This window comes from Lutibacter sp. (assembly GCF_033723435.1).
Classification (GTDB): Bacteria; Bacteroidota; Bacteroidia; order Flavobacteriales; family Flavobacteriaceae; genus Lutibacter.
Genome location: NZ_JAWVXC010000002.1, coordinates 337,680 through 353,432, shown reverse-complemented (window position 1 = coordinate 353,432; position 15,753 = coordinate 337,680). Strand labels below are relative to the sequence as shown.

At 28.7% G+C, this 15,753-nt stretch carries 14 protein-coding genes; 1 reads left to right on the top strand and 13 read right to left on the bottom strand.

The window, feature by feature from the left end; translation table 11 throughout:
- Positions 1-22: 22 nt before the first annotated feature.
- From R3342_RS04545 to R3342_RS04530, 4 genes are all read right to left on the bottom strand, one after another.
- Positions 23-1,153, bottom strand: a complete 1,131-nt coding sequence (locus R3342_RS04545; RefSeq protein ID WP_318938491.1) for an aminotransferase class I/II-fold pyridoxal phosphate-dependent enzyme — start codon at positions 1,151-1,153, stop codon at positions 23-25.
- Between the two features lie 232 nt (positions 1,154-1,385).
- Positions 1,386-2,507 carry a glycosyltransferase family 4 protein gene (locus tag R3342_RS04540; protein ID WP_318938490.1) on the bottom strand — a complete coding sequence of 374 codons (1,122 nt, stop codon included), beginning with the start codon at positions 2,505-2,507 and terminating at the stop codon, positions 1,386-1,388.
- Between the two features lie 4 nt (positions 2,508-2,511).
- Positions 2,512-3,717: an O-antigen polymerase gene (locus tag R3342_RS04535; protein ID WP_318938489.1), complete on the bottom strand. Its 1,206-nt coding sequence runs from the start codon at positions 3,715-3,717 to the stop codon at positions 2,512-2,514.
- Positions 3,718-3,880: 163 nt separating this feature from the next.
- Positions 3,881-5,116 (bottom strand): oligosaccharide flippase family protein, encoded by a 1,236-nt coding sequence (locus R3342_RS04530; protein WP_318938488.1) that lies wholly within the window; start codon positions 5,114-5,116, stop codon positions 3,881-3,883.
- Positions 5,117-6,263: 1,147 nt separating this feature from the next.
- Here R3342_RS04530 and R3342_RS04525 point away from each other — a divergent pair.
- Positions 6,264-6,644, top strand: coding sequence for an HU family DNA-binding protein (locus R3342_RS04525; RefSeq protein ID WP_318938487.1), 381 nt, complete (start codon positions 6,264-6,266; stop codon positions 6,642-6,644).
- Between the two features lie 537 nt (positions 6,645-7,181).
- On the opposite strand, the gene R3342_RS04520 is transcribed toward R3342_RS04525, so the two are convergent.
- From R3342_RS04520 to R3342_RS04480, 9 genes are all read right to left on the bottom strand, one after another.
- A complete protein-coding gene (locus tag R3342_RS04520; RefSeq protein WP_318938486.1) occupies positions 7,182-7,472 on the bottom strand; it encodes a GIY-YIG nuclease family protein in 291 nt (96 codons plus the stop codon).
- A gap of 245 nt (positions 7,473-7,717) precedes the next feature.
- The gene (locus R3342_RS04515) at positions 7,718-8,617 is read right to left on the bottom strand and encodes a glycosyltransferase family 4 protein (RefSeq protein WP_318938485.1); all 900 of its coding nucleotides are present in this window, start codon (positions 8,615-8,617) and stop codon (positions 7,718-7,720) included.
- 74 nt (positions 8,618-8,691) lie between these two features.
- Positions 8,692-9,615, bottom strand: coding sequence for an NAD-dependent epimerase/dehydratase family protein (locus R3342_RS04510; protein ID WP_318938484.1), 924 nt, complete (start codon positions 9,613-9,615; stop codon positions 8,692-8,694).
- A 2-nt stretch (positions 9,616-9,617) separates the two neighbouring features.
- Positions 9,618-10,775 (bottom strand): glycosyltransferase, encoded by a 1,158-nt coding sequence (locus R3342_RS04505; RefSeq protein ID WP_318938483.1) that lies wholly within the window; start codon positions 10,773-10,775, stop codon positions 9,618-9,620.
- 79 nt (positions 10,776-10,854) lie between these two features.
- On the bottom strand, positions 10,855-12,015 hold the full coding sequence (locus R3342_RS04500; RefSeq protein WP_318938482.1) for a glycosyltransferase: 1,161 nt from the start codon (positions 12,013-12,015) through the stop codon (positions 10,855-10,857).
- Positions 12,016-12,021: 6 nt separating this feature from the next.
- Entirely contained in the window at positions 12,022-13,158 is a 1,137-nt protein-coding gene (gene wecB / locus R3342_RS04495; protein WP_318938481.1) for a non-hydrolyzing UDP-N-acetylglucosamine 2-epimerase, read from the bottom strand.
- A gap of 12 nt (positions 13,159-13,170) precedes the next feature.
- On the bottom strand, positions 13,171-14,289 hold the full coding sequence (locus R3342_RS04490) for an NAD-dependent epimerase/dehydratase family protein (protein ID WP_318938870.1): 1,119 nt from the start codon (positions 14,287-14,289) through the stop codon (positions 13,171-13,173).
- A 7-nt stretch (positions 14,290-14,296) separates the two neighbouring features.
- Positions 14,297-14,716 (bottom strand): WxcM-like domain-containing protein, encoded by a 420-nt coding sequence (locus R3342_RS04485; protein ID WP_318938480.1) that lies wholly within the window; start codon positions 14,714-14,716, stop codon positions 14,297-14,299.
- A gap of 26 nt (positions 14,717-14,742) precedes the next feature.
- Positions 14,743-15,750 (bottom strand): polysaccharide biosynthesis protein, encoded by a 1,008-nt coding sequence (locus tag R3342_RS04480; RefSeq protein ID WP_318938479.1) that lies wholly within the window; start codon positions 15,748-15,750, stop codon positions 14,743-14,745.
- Positions 15,751-15,753 lie beyond the last annotated feature (3 nt).

The window sequence follows — 15,753 nt, the reverse complement described above, 5'->3', positions numbered from 1 at the left end:
TAGCTTATACATTGATTTATTTCTAGTTAGTTTCTAAAAAATTATGAATGGCTTTAGAAATTCTTATCTTATCATTATTCCTTAAATTTGATCCAGAAGGTAAGCATAAACCTTTTTTAAATAATTCTTCAGAAAGTTCTGTTCCAAAATATTGGTATTTTTTAAAAACGGGTTGTAAATGCATTGGTTTCCATAAAGGTCTAGATTCTATATGCTGTTTTTCTAAATATAATCGAAGTTTTTCTCTTTGCTCAAAAGATTTTAATAAAATAGTGGTTAACCAAAAATTTGAATAGAAATTTGAAGAAGGCTCTTCTAACATAAAAATATCACTTCTGTTTTTAAATATTTCTTTATAAAATTGGTGCATAGCTCTTCGTTGATCTATTCGCTTGTCTAACACTTCCATTTGCCCTCTACCAATCCCTGCAAGAATATTACTCATTCTAAAATTATAACCAATTTTACTATGTTCATAATGTGGTGCATTATCCCTTGCTTGTGTTGCTAAAAAAATGGCTTCTTGCTTTGTTTTTTCGTCTTTACAAATTAAAGCACCTCCACCTGAAGTCGTTATAATTTTATTTCCATTAAAGGATAAAATTCCAAAATCTCCAAAAGTGCCACACATTTGGCCTTTATAGGACGAACCCAGTGCACTTGCGGCATCTTCTATTAAAATAATTTTATACTTAATTGCTATAGCCAACAGCTCCATTATTTTAGCAGGCATACCATGGGTATGGGTTATAATAATAGCTTTGGGCTTTTTGCCCTTCTTTAAACTTATTTTAACAGCTTCTTCTAATGCCAACGGGCACATATTCCAAGTGTCGGGTTCACTATCTATAAAAATTGGTTTGGCTCCCTGATATATTATTGGGTTTGCCGAAGCAGAAAATGTAAAACTTTGACATAAAACCTCATCTCCAAATTCAACTCCAGCTAAAATAAGTGCCATATGTAAAGCTGCTGTACCTGAACTTAAAGCCACAACAGATTTATTTTGACCTATATAGTTTTGAATAGCATTTTCAAATTCATTTACATTTGGCCCTAACGGAGCAATCCAATTAGTATCAAAAGCTTCTTGTACATACTTTTGCTCATTCCCACTCATATGAGGTGATGAAAGCCATATTTTTTTATTCATTTTTTAGCTTATTATTGGGCTAAAATTACAACCATTTTTAATATAAAAATAAACAAAATACTTCTCGATACTATTTTTTACTGAAAAATTACTCGAAGTGACGATGAGTCCGTCTAAGCCTTTCGAATACTAATGTAAATATTTTCTCTGCCATAAACCTTTACCTCATTTAAATAGCTTTTGAGTTATGAAATGAAAAGATATCAATAAATACTTAATTGCCTTCCCTATTTTAAATCATCTCATTAAAAATTTTTAGATGTTCTTTAATTACAGCCTTCTTATCAAATTCAGCTTCTGCTTTTTGTCTAGATCTAATTCCCATAGCTTTTCTAAGCTTAGAGCTCACAATTAATTTTTCTATGGCTTTTGCTAATTTTATTGTTGATTTTACAGGTACTTTGTATCCATTTAATCCTTCATCTACACACTCTTTACACCCAATGGCATTAGTGGTAATAATAGGTCTTCCAATAGCACAAGCTTCAATAAGGGAAGTTGGTAATCCTTCTCTATAAGATGGTAAAACAACAATATCTGCATTTTTATAAAAGTATTTAATATCTTTTTGGTGTCCATACCACTTCAAATAATTCTCAATTTCAATTTGTTTCAAATAATTTTCTGATACACATGCTATATTCCCTTTATCAATCATTCCACACAATTTAAAGTATATTTTATCAAAATATTTTTCTTGTAAAATTTTAGCTGCTTCAACAAATTCCCTAACACCCTTATCCCACAACATTCTAGCCGGAAATAAAATAATTAGTTTTTCTTTTTTAACAAAGTCCTCATGCTTAAAATCTACTAAATTAACTCCAACTCCTTTTATAATCCTATAATTATTTTTATTGTTAATAATTTTTAATGCATCTAACTCTTTATAATCATCTTCATTTTCAAAAACTAAAAAGTTATACTTTTTATTAAACCCAATTCTCATAAAAAAAAGCATAATTTGTTGGACATAACTACGTCTTTTATCTGTAAAATTATAGCCTAAACCACTAATGGCATTCACCGATTTAATTTTTAAAAACCTAGCTATAAATGTTCCATATATAACTGGCTTCAGGGTTACCTGATATACTATAGCTGGTTGTAATGTTTTATATATTTTAAATAATTCATAAACTGTTTTAAACTCAAAAAACGGATTCACTCCTAATCTAGAAATATTTAGATTGATAAATTGAAAACCTGCGTTTTCAATTTCTGCTTTTCTTCCTGTATCTCTAGCAACAACTGTAACTTTAAAGCCTTGACCTAGAGCTTCCTTTGCTATTTCTAATCGATGTGCTAAAAATAACCAATCCACATTAACTACTATTAATAAGGTCTTGTTCATAATTTTATACTTTAGAAAGTAATTTCTTAATTATTTTTGAATGGATTAAAAGTAGCAACCATACCATTAACATTGCTATTAAAAAACTGGAAAATATTTTTATTGAACTATACAAATCACCTCTCATTAAATAAAATTCAAAGCCTAATAAAATAAGATATAAACCATATAGCCAAATTTTTAAGTTCATTTCCTTACTAATTACATCAAAAAAGGCATTGAAAAATGCAATAAATATTAAGAATAAAATGATTCCTAAATAACCCCAATTTGCATATCCCTCTCCAAAATAAGGCATAGAAACATTTAAATAAGAATAATCTATGGTTTCTGCTAGTAAATGCCCTGTTCCATTTGGTTTACTTCCCCATTGAGATTTTTGAATAAAAAACAATATGCTCCCCAAAAACTGATTTCCATTTGTAATAATATTTTTATCTATTAACAAAGCAAAATTCTGAAAGGCATCAAAATGTGCGGTATTAAATAATTCAAAATTTAAATTAACCATTCCTTCTTTCAAGTATCTAAAATTATTAAACAATGGAAATATGATCAATAAACCTCCCATAAATAATAGCACATAATTTACTCCTTGTCTTAATTTAGGTATAAACAAAATTAAAACTGGAATATATATAATGGCTAAAACACCTCTGGACAATGAGGTAGGAAAATTTACCAATAACAACATTATTAGAAAAAAATAAGTATGCTTATTATTAGTTTTATTTTGAATTTTATAATACAACAAAACTATAAAAGGAATTAACCTTAAAATTAACGATATGGCGTAGCCTACAAATCCTAGGTTTGTATTGTATTTTAATCTATACAGAAAGGGGCGATATAATAGTAATGTCCAATCCCATTTTATTAGGTACATAAAGCTAATAAATGAAATTATAACTAAGACGTACATCGCAACTAAATTATCTTCATTTTTTTTGCCTTGTTTAAATTTACCTTTTAAACTCATAAATTTATTTCTACGTAAATAATTAAACCCAATATGATATAACAATATATAAAAGAGTAAAATACTTAGCAAAATTATACCAGATTTTAAATACACTTCACTTGGTAAATAATCTGTTATAAAAAAAGAAAGTTTATTTTTAAATTGAAAAACGGGTGCTAAAGAAAAGAAAAAATAAAAGAAAAGGCCAAAAGACTTATTTAATGAAAAACCTCTAGTATCCATTGACATAAAAATACTATACAATGAAAAAAATGCTATAAGAAAAAACACCGTCAATATCCATAAATCATACCTAACACCTGTATTCAAAAAAATAAAAAAAAAGCTAAAAACTGACAACACTATAAATAATAGTCTTGATAATTTAGTTGTATTATAATTCTTTAATTTTTTAAACACTTTTTTTCATTTTTTTAAATAAAAAATAGGATAAGCCCGCATGAACAAATCTAGCTCCTAAAAATGCAATTGCTCCTCCATAAAATTTAAAAACTGGTATAAGTATCCATGCTAATAAAATCATAAACAACATGGAAAACACATTTATATAACTGAATATTTTATCTTTTAAAAAAGGCAGTAAACCATTTATACCATAACTTGAAATAATGGCAACCAAAATTGGCATTGGGCTTAATAAATAAACAATTTTAATTAGGTGATTAATATTCTCTGACGTTTCAATTCTAAGCCAATTTGTTATAAGATAATCGCTAGTAAAATACATGGTTAAACTCAATATTACGCCTATAGTTAATAATACAACTCTTGAATTAAACATAATACTTTTATTTCTATTAACCATTGGATAAAAAGCCAATGTTAAAATGGAATTCAATGTACAAAACGCATTAGAAACTTTTACTCCAACTTGCATAAAACTCACTTGAGTTGGCATACCAAAAACTCCAACCAAAAAAACAGCAACTATACTAAAAGTTGAAGGTAATAATAAATTTACAAAAGCACTAAAATTTAATTTTAAATAGTTAATTATCTCTGAAATAGAAATTAATTTGATAATGATTTGATAACGATGGATTACCATGACAAAAGAAATCATGGATACAATTAGTAATGCCATTCCCTCTGCAAATGGTATCCAATAAAAATCTGTTTCATTTTGAACTAATATTAAAACAAATAAAAGATATAAAAGAGTATAAAAAAAATTAATAATTGCTTTAAATTTCATTTGCTCCATTCCCAAAAAAAACCAGCGCAAAGAAAATAAATCTCCAATTAATAGAAATGAAGCAAAAAAATACATTTTTTTTTGAGAATAATATTCAGGAATTAAAAAAATAAGTGTTAATAAAAAACCATAAATAACTATTAATAAAAATATTTTTACAGAAAATACCGTACTAAATATTTCATTTATAACCCTTTTATCCTTTTTGTTTTTGGCAACCTCTCTAACTGTGGCTAAATTAAAACCATAATTCATAACATTTTGCAAAAAAATAATCAATGCCATTGCAAATGCATAGCTTCCATAATTTAATAATCCCACCTTAGAAATTAAATAAGGAATTAAAAAAATAGTTAATCCTAATTCTATAGCCTTTATACTAAATAATGAAAGGGTATTTTCAGAAAATTTATATATTTTTTTTCCGTTCAAGTACTACTACCGTTTTGGTTTTAATTTTAATTACAAATTACGTTTTTTTTTAAGATTAAAACTGCAAATAAAATTAAATTATTATAGTTTAAACAGTTGTAATTGGCTAAGCTTAGCCAAGCTTTTTTTTCTATTATTTTTAGATAGAAAAATCAAGCTAATTGATCTTATAGTTGTTTCGTCATTTCATAGTGGAACATGTAGAAAATGTTTAAAAAACATTTTAGTAAACTAATAAGATTTATATTGACACTACCTGATTCTTTTAAACAGACTGCATGTCGTAAAAATACGCCTCGCTGTTACTTGAACTTGTGTTTTTCTATATAATTTCTTTCTAACCTTGTCCTTCTGAACAGAGCCTGTCCTGAGTTTTTATCGAAGGGTTGAAGGATTTTCTAATTTTATATTATTCTGTTTTCCTTGCTATAATCCGTCATTGCGAAGTTTTGGTAAAAACATGAAGCAATCAATTAATTTGAGACAGATTACTTCAGTCGTACCTCCTTCGTAATGGCATAGTCTGACTAGTGTAAAAACATAACTGCCCCACCATATACCTTCCACGTCAGTTCGAGTAGTTTTTGTATAAGGTAATGAAACAAAAAGGTATCGAGAACTATGCTGTTTTATTTATTTTTTTGTTAAAAAAGGCCTTTTTCTGAAATGGTGATTTTCTACCATATTTTTGTACCATCATTTATAATTATTTCTTAACAAAAGAAATAGTTTATAGACGCAAAATGTGCATAACTATTTCTTAATTTAAATTTAAAAGAGAATATAAATCTTTAAATTTGAAAAAATAAAAAAGTCCTAAAGTTGGCGCTTTAAGACTTTTTAATAAGGTTACGCTAAAAGAAGCGTTGTGTTTATTTTTTACAATACAAATTTACAACACTTCTTTTATCCTACCTAAATTTTTAACAAAAAAATTAATTGCATTCAAATCAATGCAGAAAGGAGGAATTATGACTTAATTTTAGGAACCTACATCCTGGTTTTTATATCAAAAACTAGTTCAAACAAGCCTACGCACAAAGGATTTGTTAGATTTATTCAATAAAGATGTACCATAATGTGTTTATTTTTTATAAGGCGTCGGTATAACAGCCTTTTTCAATGTTATACAACATAAAAAAAAGTTATGATTAAATATTCATTAATGGAACGTGTTAATCCTATTGATTTGGCCGCTCCAAAAAAATTCTTTCCTGTTAAACAAGCACAGGAAGAATTAACCTTGCGTGATTTTGCAAAAAGAATCAGCAGAGAAAGTACCGTAAGTACCATGGACGCCATGGCTGTTTTAGAAGGTTTGTTACAAATAATTCCTGATGAAATTGCAAATGGCAAAATTATTAAGCTGGGTGATTTTGGGACTTTTAGAAGTACTTTATCCGCAGAGGGTGCTGATACAGCTCCTGAATTTACGGTTTCTAAAATTAAGAGTCTAAATGTGCGATTTAGACCTGCACGAGAATTTAGGAATTTGCTTGCGAATGTTAAATACGAGCAAGTTTCTTAATTTTTAGTTATAAGGTAACGTTAAAAGAAGGCAATAATGTTGCCTTCTTTTTTTTTATAAGTTGTTTTGTTTTGAATAAAAGATGCCTTTCTTTTAAAAAAAGAAAGGCATCTTTTATAATTTGTTAAGTATCTTTTTATAGATTACTTTAAGATTTCGTCATGCTGAATTTAGTTCAGCATCTGTATGTTTTGAAATCCTGTTCGTGAGATCCTGAAACAAGTTCAGGATGACGTTGCGCTCAGGATAACGTATGTTCCAGATTGCTTTAAGTTTCGTCATGCTGAATTTAGTTCAGCATCTGTGTGTTTTGAAATCCTGTTCGTGAGATCCTGAAACGAGTTCAGGATGATGTTGCGCTTAGGAGGACGTATGTTCCAGATTATTTTAAGATTTCGTCATGCTGAATTTAGTTCAGCATCTGTATGTTTTGAACTCCTTTTTGTGAGATCCTGAAACAAGTTCAGGATGACGTTATGTTCAGGATGACGTTTGTTCTGGAGGATATTGCGCTCAGAATAACCGTAAATAATTAAGTTATGGTTGCAAAAATTCCCACAAATCCAATAAATTAGGATTACTTTCTTTTATTAAATTCCATTTCCAGTCACTATGCCACTTTTTTAGTTGTTTTTCTCTGCTGATTGCTAAATTTATAGCATTGAATTTTTCAAAATACAACAATTCATTTACATTATATTTTTTTGTAAATATTGAACCTTTGCCATTCTTATGGTCCTCAATTCTTTTGATTAAATCTGAAGTAACACCTATATATAATACAGTTCGGTTTTTATTACTAGTTATATAAATGTAACTTTCTTTCAATACAATTATTTTTAAGTTTCGTCATGCTGAATTTAGTTCAGCATCTGTGTGTTTTGAGCTCCTGTTCGTGAGATCCTGAAACAAGTTCAGGATGACGTTGCGCATAGGAGGACGTATGTTCCGGATTACTTTAAGTTTTCGTCATGCTGAATTTAGTTCAGCATCTGTGTGTTTTGAAATCCTGTTCGTGAGATCCTGAAACAAGTTCAGGATGAAGTTGCGCTTAGGAGGACGTACATTTCGGATTACTTTAAGTTTTCGTTCAGCATCTTCACCTTTGTAATCTTTAACATCTTAAACAACCAAACGTACCCTAAAACACCCAGCACAATACAAACCACAACAATTCCCATTTGTTCAGAAATAGGTAATTTATAAGTAACTAACACCAAAACATTTACTACTAGTTGAATTCCTGCATACATCCCTGAAACCTGTAAGTGTGACCATTTTTTAACATCTACCAGCTTCTGATAAATATGATGTCTGTGTGGTTGCATAATATGTTCTTTTAAATATATCCTATACGCAATAGTTAAAACACTATCTAACCCATATACCAACATCAATAAAATAATTACAGGCGCTTCTAATTTAAATAGAAACAGCAACCCTAAAAACAACACCAACATGGCTAATGTAATACTACCAATATCTCCAGCAAACATACGCGCCTTTTTTCTGAAATTGTAATATCCAAAAACACCTATAGACAATATACTGTAATACAACAAATTTGTTTCAACAATCTGATTATTATAATTTAACAGTAAAAATCCGCTTAAAACCACCAAACTATACAAACCTGTTATACCGTTAATACCATCCATAAAATTGTAAAGATTAATAAATCCAACACCTACGATTAATAAGGAAATAATTATCAGAATTGAACTATCAAATAACCCTGTTTGGTAGACTACCAATGCTATGGCAAAAAATTGAAATGGTAGGCGAACTTTGGCGGATAGTGTTTCAATATCGTCTATAAAGCTTATTAAGGCTATACTGCTAATACCTATAAAAAAATATGGATATTTAAAATCAGATAGCATAAAAAATAATGCTACAGCCATATAAAATAAAATACCTCCACCTCTAATAGTTGGTATGGTATGTGAACTTCTAAAATTAGGGTTATCCACAATATTAAATTTTTGTGCCAATCTTATATATATCACGGCACAAATTATCAGTAAAATTGTAATTAAAAGATAATTCATTTATTATTAAATGATTTAATTGTTCTAATCAATCCTTTTTTAGTACTAACTGGTAATTGAATATTTAGGGTATCTTTTATTTTTTGATTACTTACCACATAGTTCTCCGTTAACTTTTGCAATTTTTCTTTTGTAAAAGGCAATTTAACTAAAGTTCCAAAAGTAGCTAATACTTTTACAAATTTTGGAGTAACACTAACTATTCTTGGCTTTTTATCAAGTGACTCTGACATTAATTTAATTAAATCAGTTGTTGCTATAGCCTCATCATCGGCTGCATTATAAACACCTGAAGATGGTTTTTGTTTTAATAATTCTAAAATTAGAAAATTTAAATTTTCTATAGACAAAAAAGAACGTTTATTTTTAAAGGCCCCCAATGGATAAGGTATTCCTTTTGAAACTAACTTATATAATAAATTCAAATTTCCTTTATTACCCGGACCATGAATCATACAAGGTCTTAAAATATATAAGAATTTTCCTTTTGGAAGTTTTTGAGATAATAAATACTGTTCTGCTGCTAATTTAGATTTTCCATAGGGGGTTGCAGGAGTTGGCTCAACATTTTCCGTTAAAGTAGTTGCCACTTTATCTGCTACTGCTTTTACAGAACTCATATAAATAAATACTTTACAAGTACTTTTTAAAAATTGTTGAAATAATTTTTTAGTTAGCTCGGTATTTACTTCAAAATATTCTTGCTCGTCTAATGTATTTTTTAAATCGTGTGCTTTGCCCGCCAAATGAATAATTGCATCGGATTCATCCCAAATTTCTGTTGAAAGTGAATTATAGTTGATTTCATTGGTTGTTTTTGGGGTTCTGGTAATTCCAACTAGTTGAAAACCTTTTTCTTGAAGATATAAGCTCAAGTTTGAGCCTACAAACCCATTATTACCTGTTATTAATATTTTCATTCCTATTTTAAAATTGATTCATAAAGATTTAAAATGGATGAATAGACTCTTTTTTCCGAAAATTTATTATGGTACAATTCATTACTTTTAATTCCTAATTTAACAAGGTCCCTATCAATAATTTTTAAAATAGAATTTTTAATTTCATCCACACTTTTTGGTTCAATTAATTGCCCATTCTCATTATTTTCAATTAAATGATCACAACCTGGCATATCAGTAGTAATAATAGCTTTACCCAAAGCCATTGCCTCTAATAAAAATCTTGGTGTACCTTCTCTATAATAGGTTGGTAAAATGCAAACATCACTTAAAGTAACTAATAAATCAACATCCGAACGCTTTCCGAGAAATAGTATATTATTATAATTTTTAATTAGGGCTTCAAGTTCCTTTGGCTTAACTGAAGAAGGGTTTTCAGAATCACTCCATCCAACTAAAACTAAATAAATTGGTTCATCCGTTTCATTTTGAGCCTTAATAAAACCATCAATGAGTTGTAAAATACCCTTTTCCTTTAATAATCTTGAAACAAATAAAAATACCTTAGCTCCTTGTATAGGAATTTTGAGCTCACTTTTCAAGCTTAAAATTTCATCCTGCTTTTTTAAGGCTAACTCTTTATAAAATTTTGATTCATTCACTGCACTTCCCTCAATACATATAGCTCTTTTTTGTATTCCTAAATCAAAACTGTCATGTTTATTTTGATAAATTGTATACGGCCTAAAACAAACATTGTTAAATTTATATAAAAACTTAATTACAAATTGAAACAATCTATTTTTTGAAGATTTGTTAGTAAACGCAACTCCTAAACCTGTAACATGATTTACAATCTTGGATTTCGTATATATACCTGCTATAAATGTACCTATAATATTTGGCTGTAACCTATAAAAATGAACAATATCAAAAGATTCTTTTTTTAAAATCTGTTTTAACTGTTTGGCATATTCAAATTTATTTTTTATTCCATTGCCACGAATATTAGCTCCAACTTCTATTACACCTATACCTCTATTTTCAACAAATTCACGATGGCCATCTTGTGGAATAATTGCAGTAACCTCAATGCCTTTTTCCTTTAAAAAAACAGCAAATCGCAACCGAGCTCCAACAAAATCTGATCCAAAATTTTCTACTAATGCTATTTTCATTTTTTTAAATAATCATTAAAATATTTATTATATTCTCAACTATTCAGTAATTGAAAATATTTTTTTATGAAACATATTTTTATTTATGAAAACTTAACAAACGCATAAAGTCGTCTTTGTATTCTAAATAATTAAACCTACTATATTTTTTACAATTTAATTTCATCTCATCAATTAAATCTCTACTTTGATTTAAGACAAAATTTAAAGAATTAGTTAAAGTGGAAACATCTGATATGTCTAAAAAAAATCCATTTTCACCCTCTATCAAATAGTCATCAATATTACTACATTTATTAGACAAAACAGGTGTTCCTGCAGTTATTGACTCTACAAATTTAGTTGGAAATCCTGCTTTAGTTATTAAATTATCTTCCCTTATGAAAATTGAAAAATCGGCCTTTTTCAGATTTTTTATTACCTCAATATTAGATACTCTTCCATAAAACTTAATCTTTTCATTTAAAGAAGAAGGTATTGGCGAATCTTGCCATATTTTATTATAATCTTCAAGAGTTATGCCAAGAATACTAAAATTAAATTCTTTATTAACACCTTTAAATGCTGATATTATTTTTCCTAAATGGTCTTTTGCTTTACTATCTGGTGAGCCTGCATAAATAAAACTACATACTGGGTTATTATAATTTATTTTTTGATTCCATTTTAAATCATTTAAATCTATAAGTGGTGGAACGAGTATAATATTTTTGTTTTTATTTGAATAATAATTATTAAGATATTTACTAATTACAATTAAACCATCTAATTTGGGATGAATAACCCTCATTCTGAAAAAAGTATCTAAGCCCTTTATAATTTTAAAAAAAATATTTCCTTGCGGAACATACCACTCAGTACAGTCAGAAATTAATTTTATTTTCTGCTTTCTACAATATTTATATAACTTAAATAATGACAAAGCAGGGTAATTATATGCAATAATTAAATCTATATCATTATCTTCTATTAAACTTACAATACTTGAAATATTATATAAATAATTAAACCATGCAATTTTACTATTTGGATACTTTACTTTATAGTCTATCCCATAATTTTTAACCTCTTTTGTTTTTAATATATTCCTATCACATTCTTCATTGTGAGAAATACCCATGTAAAACATTTTGCATCCTAATTCATTTAATATTTTACCATTAGATAATACTCTATGTGCTGCAGCATTTTTATCGGGCAATTCAAACCCTCCAATATATAATACATTTTTATGTTTCATCAAAAATTAAACTATTTTACTCCAAACAACTCTGTTTATATAATCTGTATAGGATACTATTATTCTCACCACTTTATCTGACACATTAGGCATAGAATAATCATAAACAGGACGTAGAGTTCTGCTTTCTCCCCTTTTTTGAGTGTCAATAATTTTTAATGCCTGCATAATACGTTCAGTATTTAAACCTACCATCATTACCGAAGCCTCTTCCATAGCTTCTGGTCGTTCGTGGGCTTCTCTAATGTTTAAAGCTGGAAAATTCATTATAGAAGATTCTTCCGAAATTGTTCCACTATCCGAAAGTACAACTTTTGCATTTTTTTGTAATTGATTGTAATCATGAAACCCTAATGGTTTCATAAGCTTAACCAAGCTATTAAATATAATTCCTTTTTCTTCAATTTTATTTTTTGTACGTGGATGTGTGGATACAATAATAGGCAGTTTATAAGTCTCTGCAATAGCATTAAGTATTTCTACTAATTTTATAAAATTACCGGAATTAATATTTTCTTCACGATGTGCAGAAACCACAAAATAGTTCTCTTTTTTTAATTTCAATCTAGATAAAACATTCGAACTATTTATTTGAGAACTGTAAGCATTTACAACTTCATAAATTGGTGAGCCAGTTTTTATTATCCTATCTGCTGGCAACCCTTCACGCAATAAATATTCTCTTGCAATATCACTATACGTTAAATTAATATCGGAAATATGATCTACTATCTTTCTATTTGTTTCCTCTGGAACTCTTTGATCAAAGCATCTGTTTCCTGCTTCCATATGGAAAATAGGTATTTTTCTTTTTTTAGCTGCTATGGCACACAAACAAGAATTTGTATCGCCTAATACTAAAAAAGCATCAGGATTTACCGACTCCAAAACAGGATCTATATTTATTAATATTTGACCTGCAGTTGTTGTTGCATTACCTCCTGCTGCATTCAAAAAATAATCCGGTTTTCTAAGCCCTAAATCTTTAAAGAATACTTCATTTAATTCATAGTCATAATTTTGACCGGTATGCACTAAAATATGTTCAATACTTTCAGTTTCATCTAATTTTAAGATAACTCTTGAAAGTCTGATAATTTCTGGACGTGTTCCAACTACGGTTAATACTTTTAATTTTTTCATTTCATTATTTTTTTAAACTTCTTCAAAATAAGTATCTGCATCATTTGGATTATAGGCTTCATTTATCCAAAAATTGGTATACAATATTTCATCTCCAATATTTTTTATATTATGCGTATACCAAATTGGCATATCCACATATGCAGGTTCCTCTCCATCTAAATAAAAATCTAATACTTCATCTGTACCAATTCTTCTTAACTGGATTAACGCTTTCCCTTTAATAACTGCAAAGCGTTCAACTTTACGGGTATGAAAATGGTTTCCTCTTGTTATTTCTGGAACTGTTGTTGAAAAGGATACTTGACCGCCAATTCCTAATCTAATAATTTCAACAAATGAACCTCTAGAATCGGTATGTTGTGTAAATTTTACTGGAAAATAATTTGCAATATCCATATAGCACCTAAAGGTATTGAATAAATTCAATTCAAATGTATTATTTATTATTGGTATTTCTCCTTTATCTTGGTATTCTGCCTTATATTTTTTTAGCAAATGTAAAACCTCTGAAACTTTGGCTTTTGAAGTGTGAGGTACTACATATTGAAACTCACTCTTATTTTTTCTAATTTTATTAATGATTTCTGTTGCTAATTCCCCTACATAAATCAACTTCATCTCTCCATCCACATTAATTTTTGGCTCTTCATTATTTGCTATCTGATGTGAAAAAGTAGCAACAACTGAATTGTAGTAAGGTTTTCCAAAAGGACCAAATACATTTGGTATAATTAACCCTGAAAATATAGCTCCTGTTTTGGATGCCCATTGTATTAATAACTCTCTTCCCTCTTTTTTTGATTTTCCATATAAATTATCTTTTTCCTCTTGAGTAGAGGAGGCTATTAAAATATGTGCTTTAGAATTTGTTCTTTCTAATGATGCAATTAACTTTTTAACTAAATTTATATTTGTGCTATAAATAACTTCAGGGTTGTTATGACGGTTCATTGCCGCTAGATGAACAATTACATCACATTGAGAAACAAAAGCATCTAACTTTTCAGAATTCTCAAAATAATTTCTTTCAAACTCAATACGCTCAAATTCTTCTGAAAACAAACCTATTGTATTATACAAATGAGTTCCTATAAAACCTTGCTGTCCTGTAATTCCTATTTTTTTCATTATTTTTTTATTCATTAAAGTAATTTGCATCATACCTATACTCATCTTTAATTTCACCTAACAAATAATTAGCCATTACATTTAATTTTGAACCAATTTCCATTGCTTGTATACTACTAACATAACCCGCTGGGATGTGTAGTACATCTAGCTGATTTGCATTTAAAATAAATGTATGTTGGGCTAAGTTTTTTGAAGGTTTTTCCCAATTATCAATTGCAATTAACTTAATTTTAAAACTTCCTGAAACAACTGAAAACCAACGTTGCTCAATTTTATGTCCTTGCCAAGCTCTAATTACATCTGTATTTGCATTTTCAATAACATAAATCCGTTTAATAGCGGATACATCAAATAGATTATTGTATAGCAATTTACCTCTATCATCCGAATAACTAGCTCCTTTTATAACAAGTGGCTCTTCCATATTTTTTTAGATAATTATTTTAGATTTTATTTGGATATTGCCTGTTGTATTATTGGTAGTTTTAATAACATTTTTTTTACTCCCTCAACATTTTGCTGCTCGGTATTATGAGAATGATAATCTTCAATAGTAGAAATATCCTGCTCTCCTTCAGAAAAATAGCTTGCATAATTTAAATTTCTATTATCTGCAGGCACTCTATAAAATTCACCCATATCTTCTGCTTTTATCATCTCTTCTCTGGTACATAAAGTTTCAAATAATTTTTCGCCATGACGCGTTCCAATGATCTTAATTTCATTGTTTGCATTACATAATTCTTTAATTGCCTGAGCCAAATCACCTATAGTACTAGCAGGTGCTTTATTAACAAATAAATCTCCTGAATTTCCATGTTCAAATGCAAACAGTACTAATTCAACAGCTTCTTCCAAGGACATTAAAAAACGTGTCATATTAGGATCTGTAACAGTCAAAGGAAGTCCTTCTTTAATTTGTTTTAAAAATAATGGTATTACAGAACCTCGAGATGCCATTACATTGCCATATCGTGTTAAACAAACCGTTGTATCTTTTAAATTTCGTGAAGCTGCAATGGCAACTTTCTCCATCAATGCTTTTGAAATTCCCATAGCATTTATTGGGTATGCAGCTTTATCGGTACTTAAACAAATTACTTTGTTCACCTTATTTACTTCTGCTGCATCAATTACATTTTGCGTACCAAACACATTGGTTTTGGTTGCTTCAATAGGGAAAAACTCACAGGAAGGCACTTGTTTTAACGCTGCCGCATGGAATACATAATCTACACCTCGCATTGCTTTTTCAACCGAATTATAATCACGTACATCACCAATATAAAACTTTAATTTATCGTTTTTCAATTGGTTACGCATATCATCCTGTTTTTTCTCATCGCGTGAAAAAATACGTATTTCTTTAAAATGGTCAGTATGTAAAAAGCGATTTAATACGGCGTTTCCAAAAGACCCAGTTCCACCTGTTATTAATAATGTTTTGTTTTTAAACATATT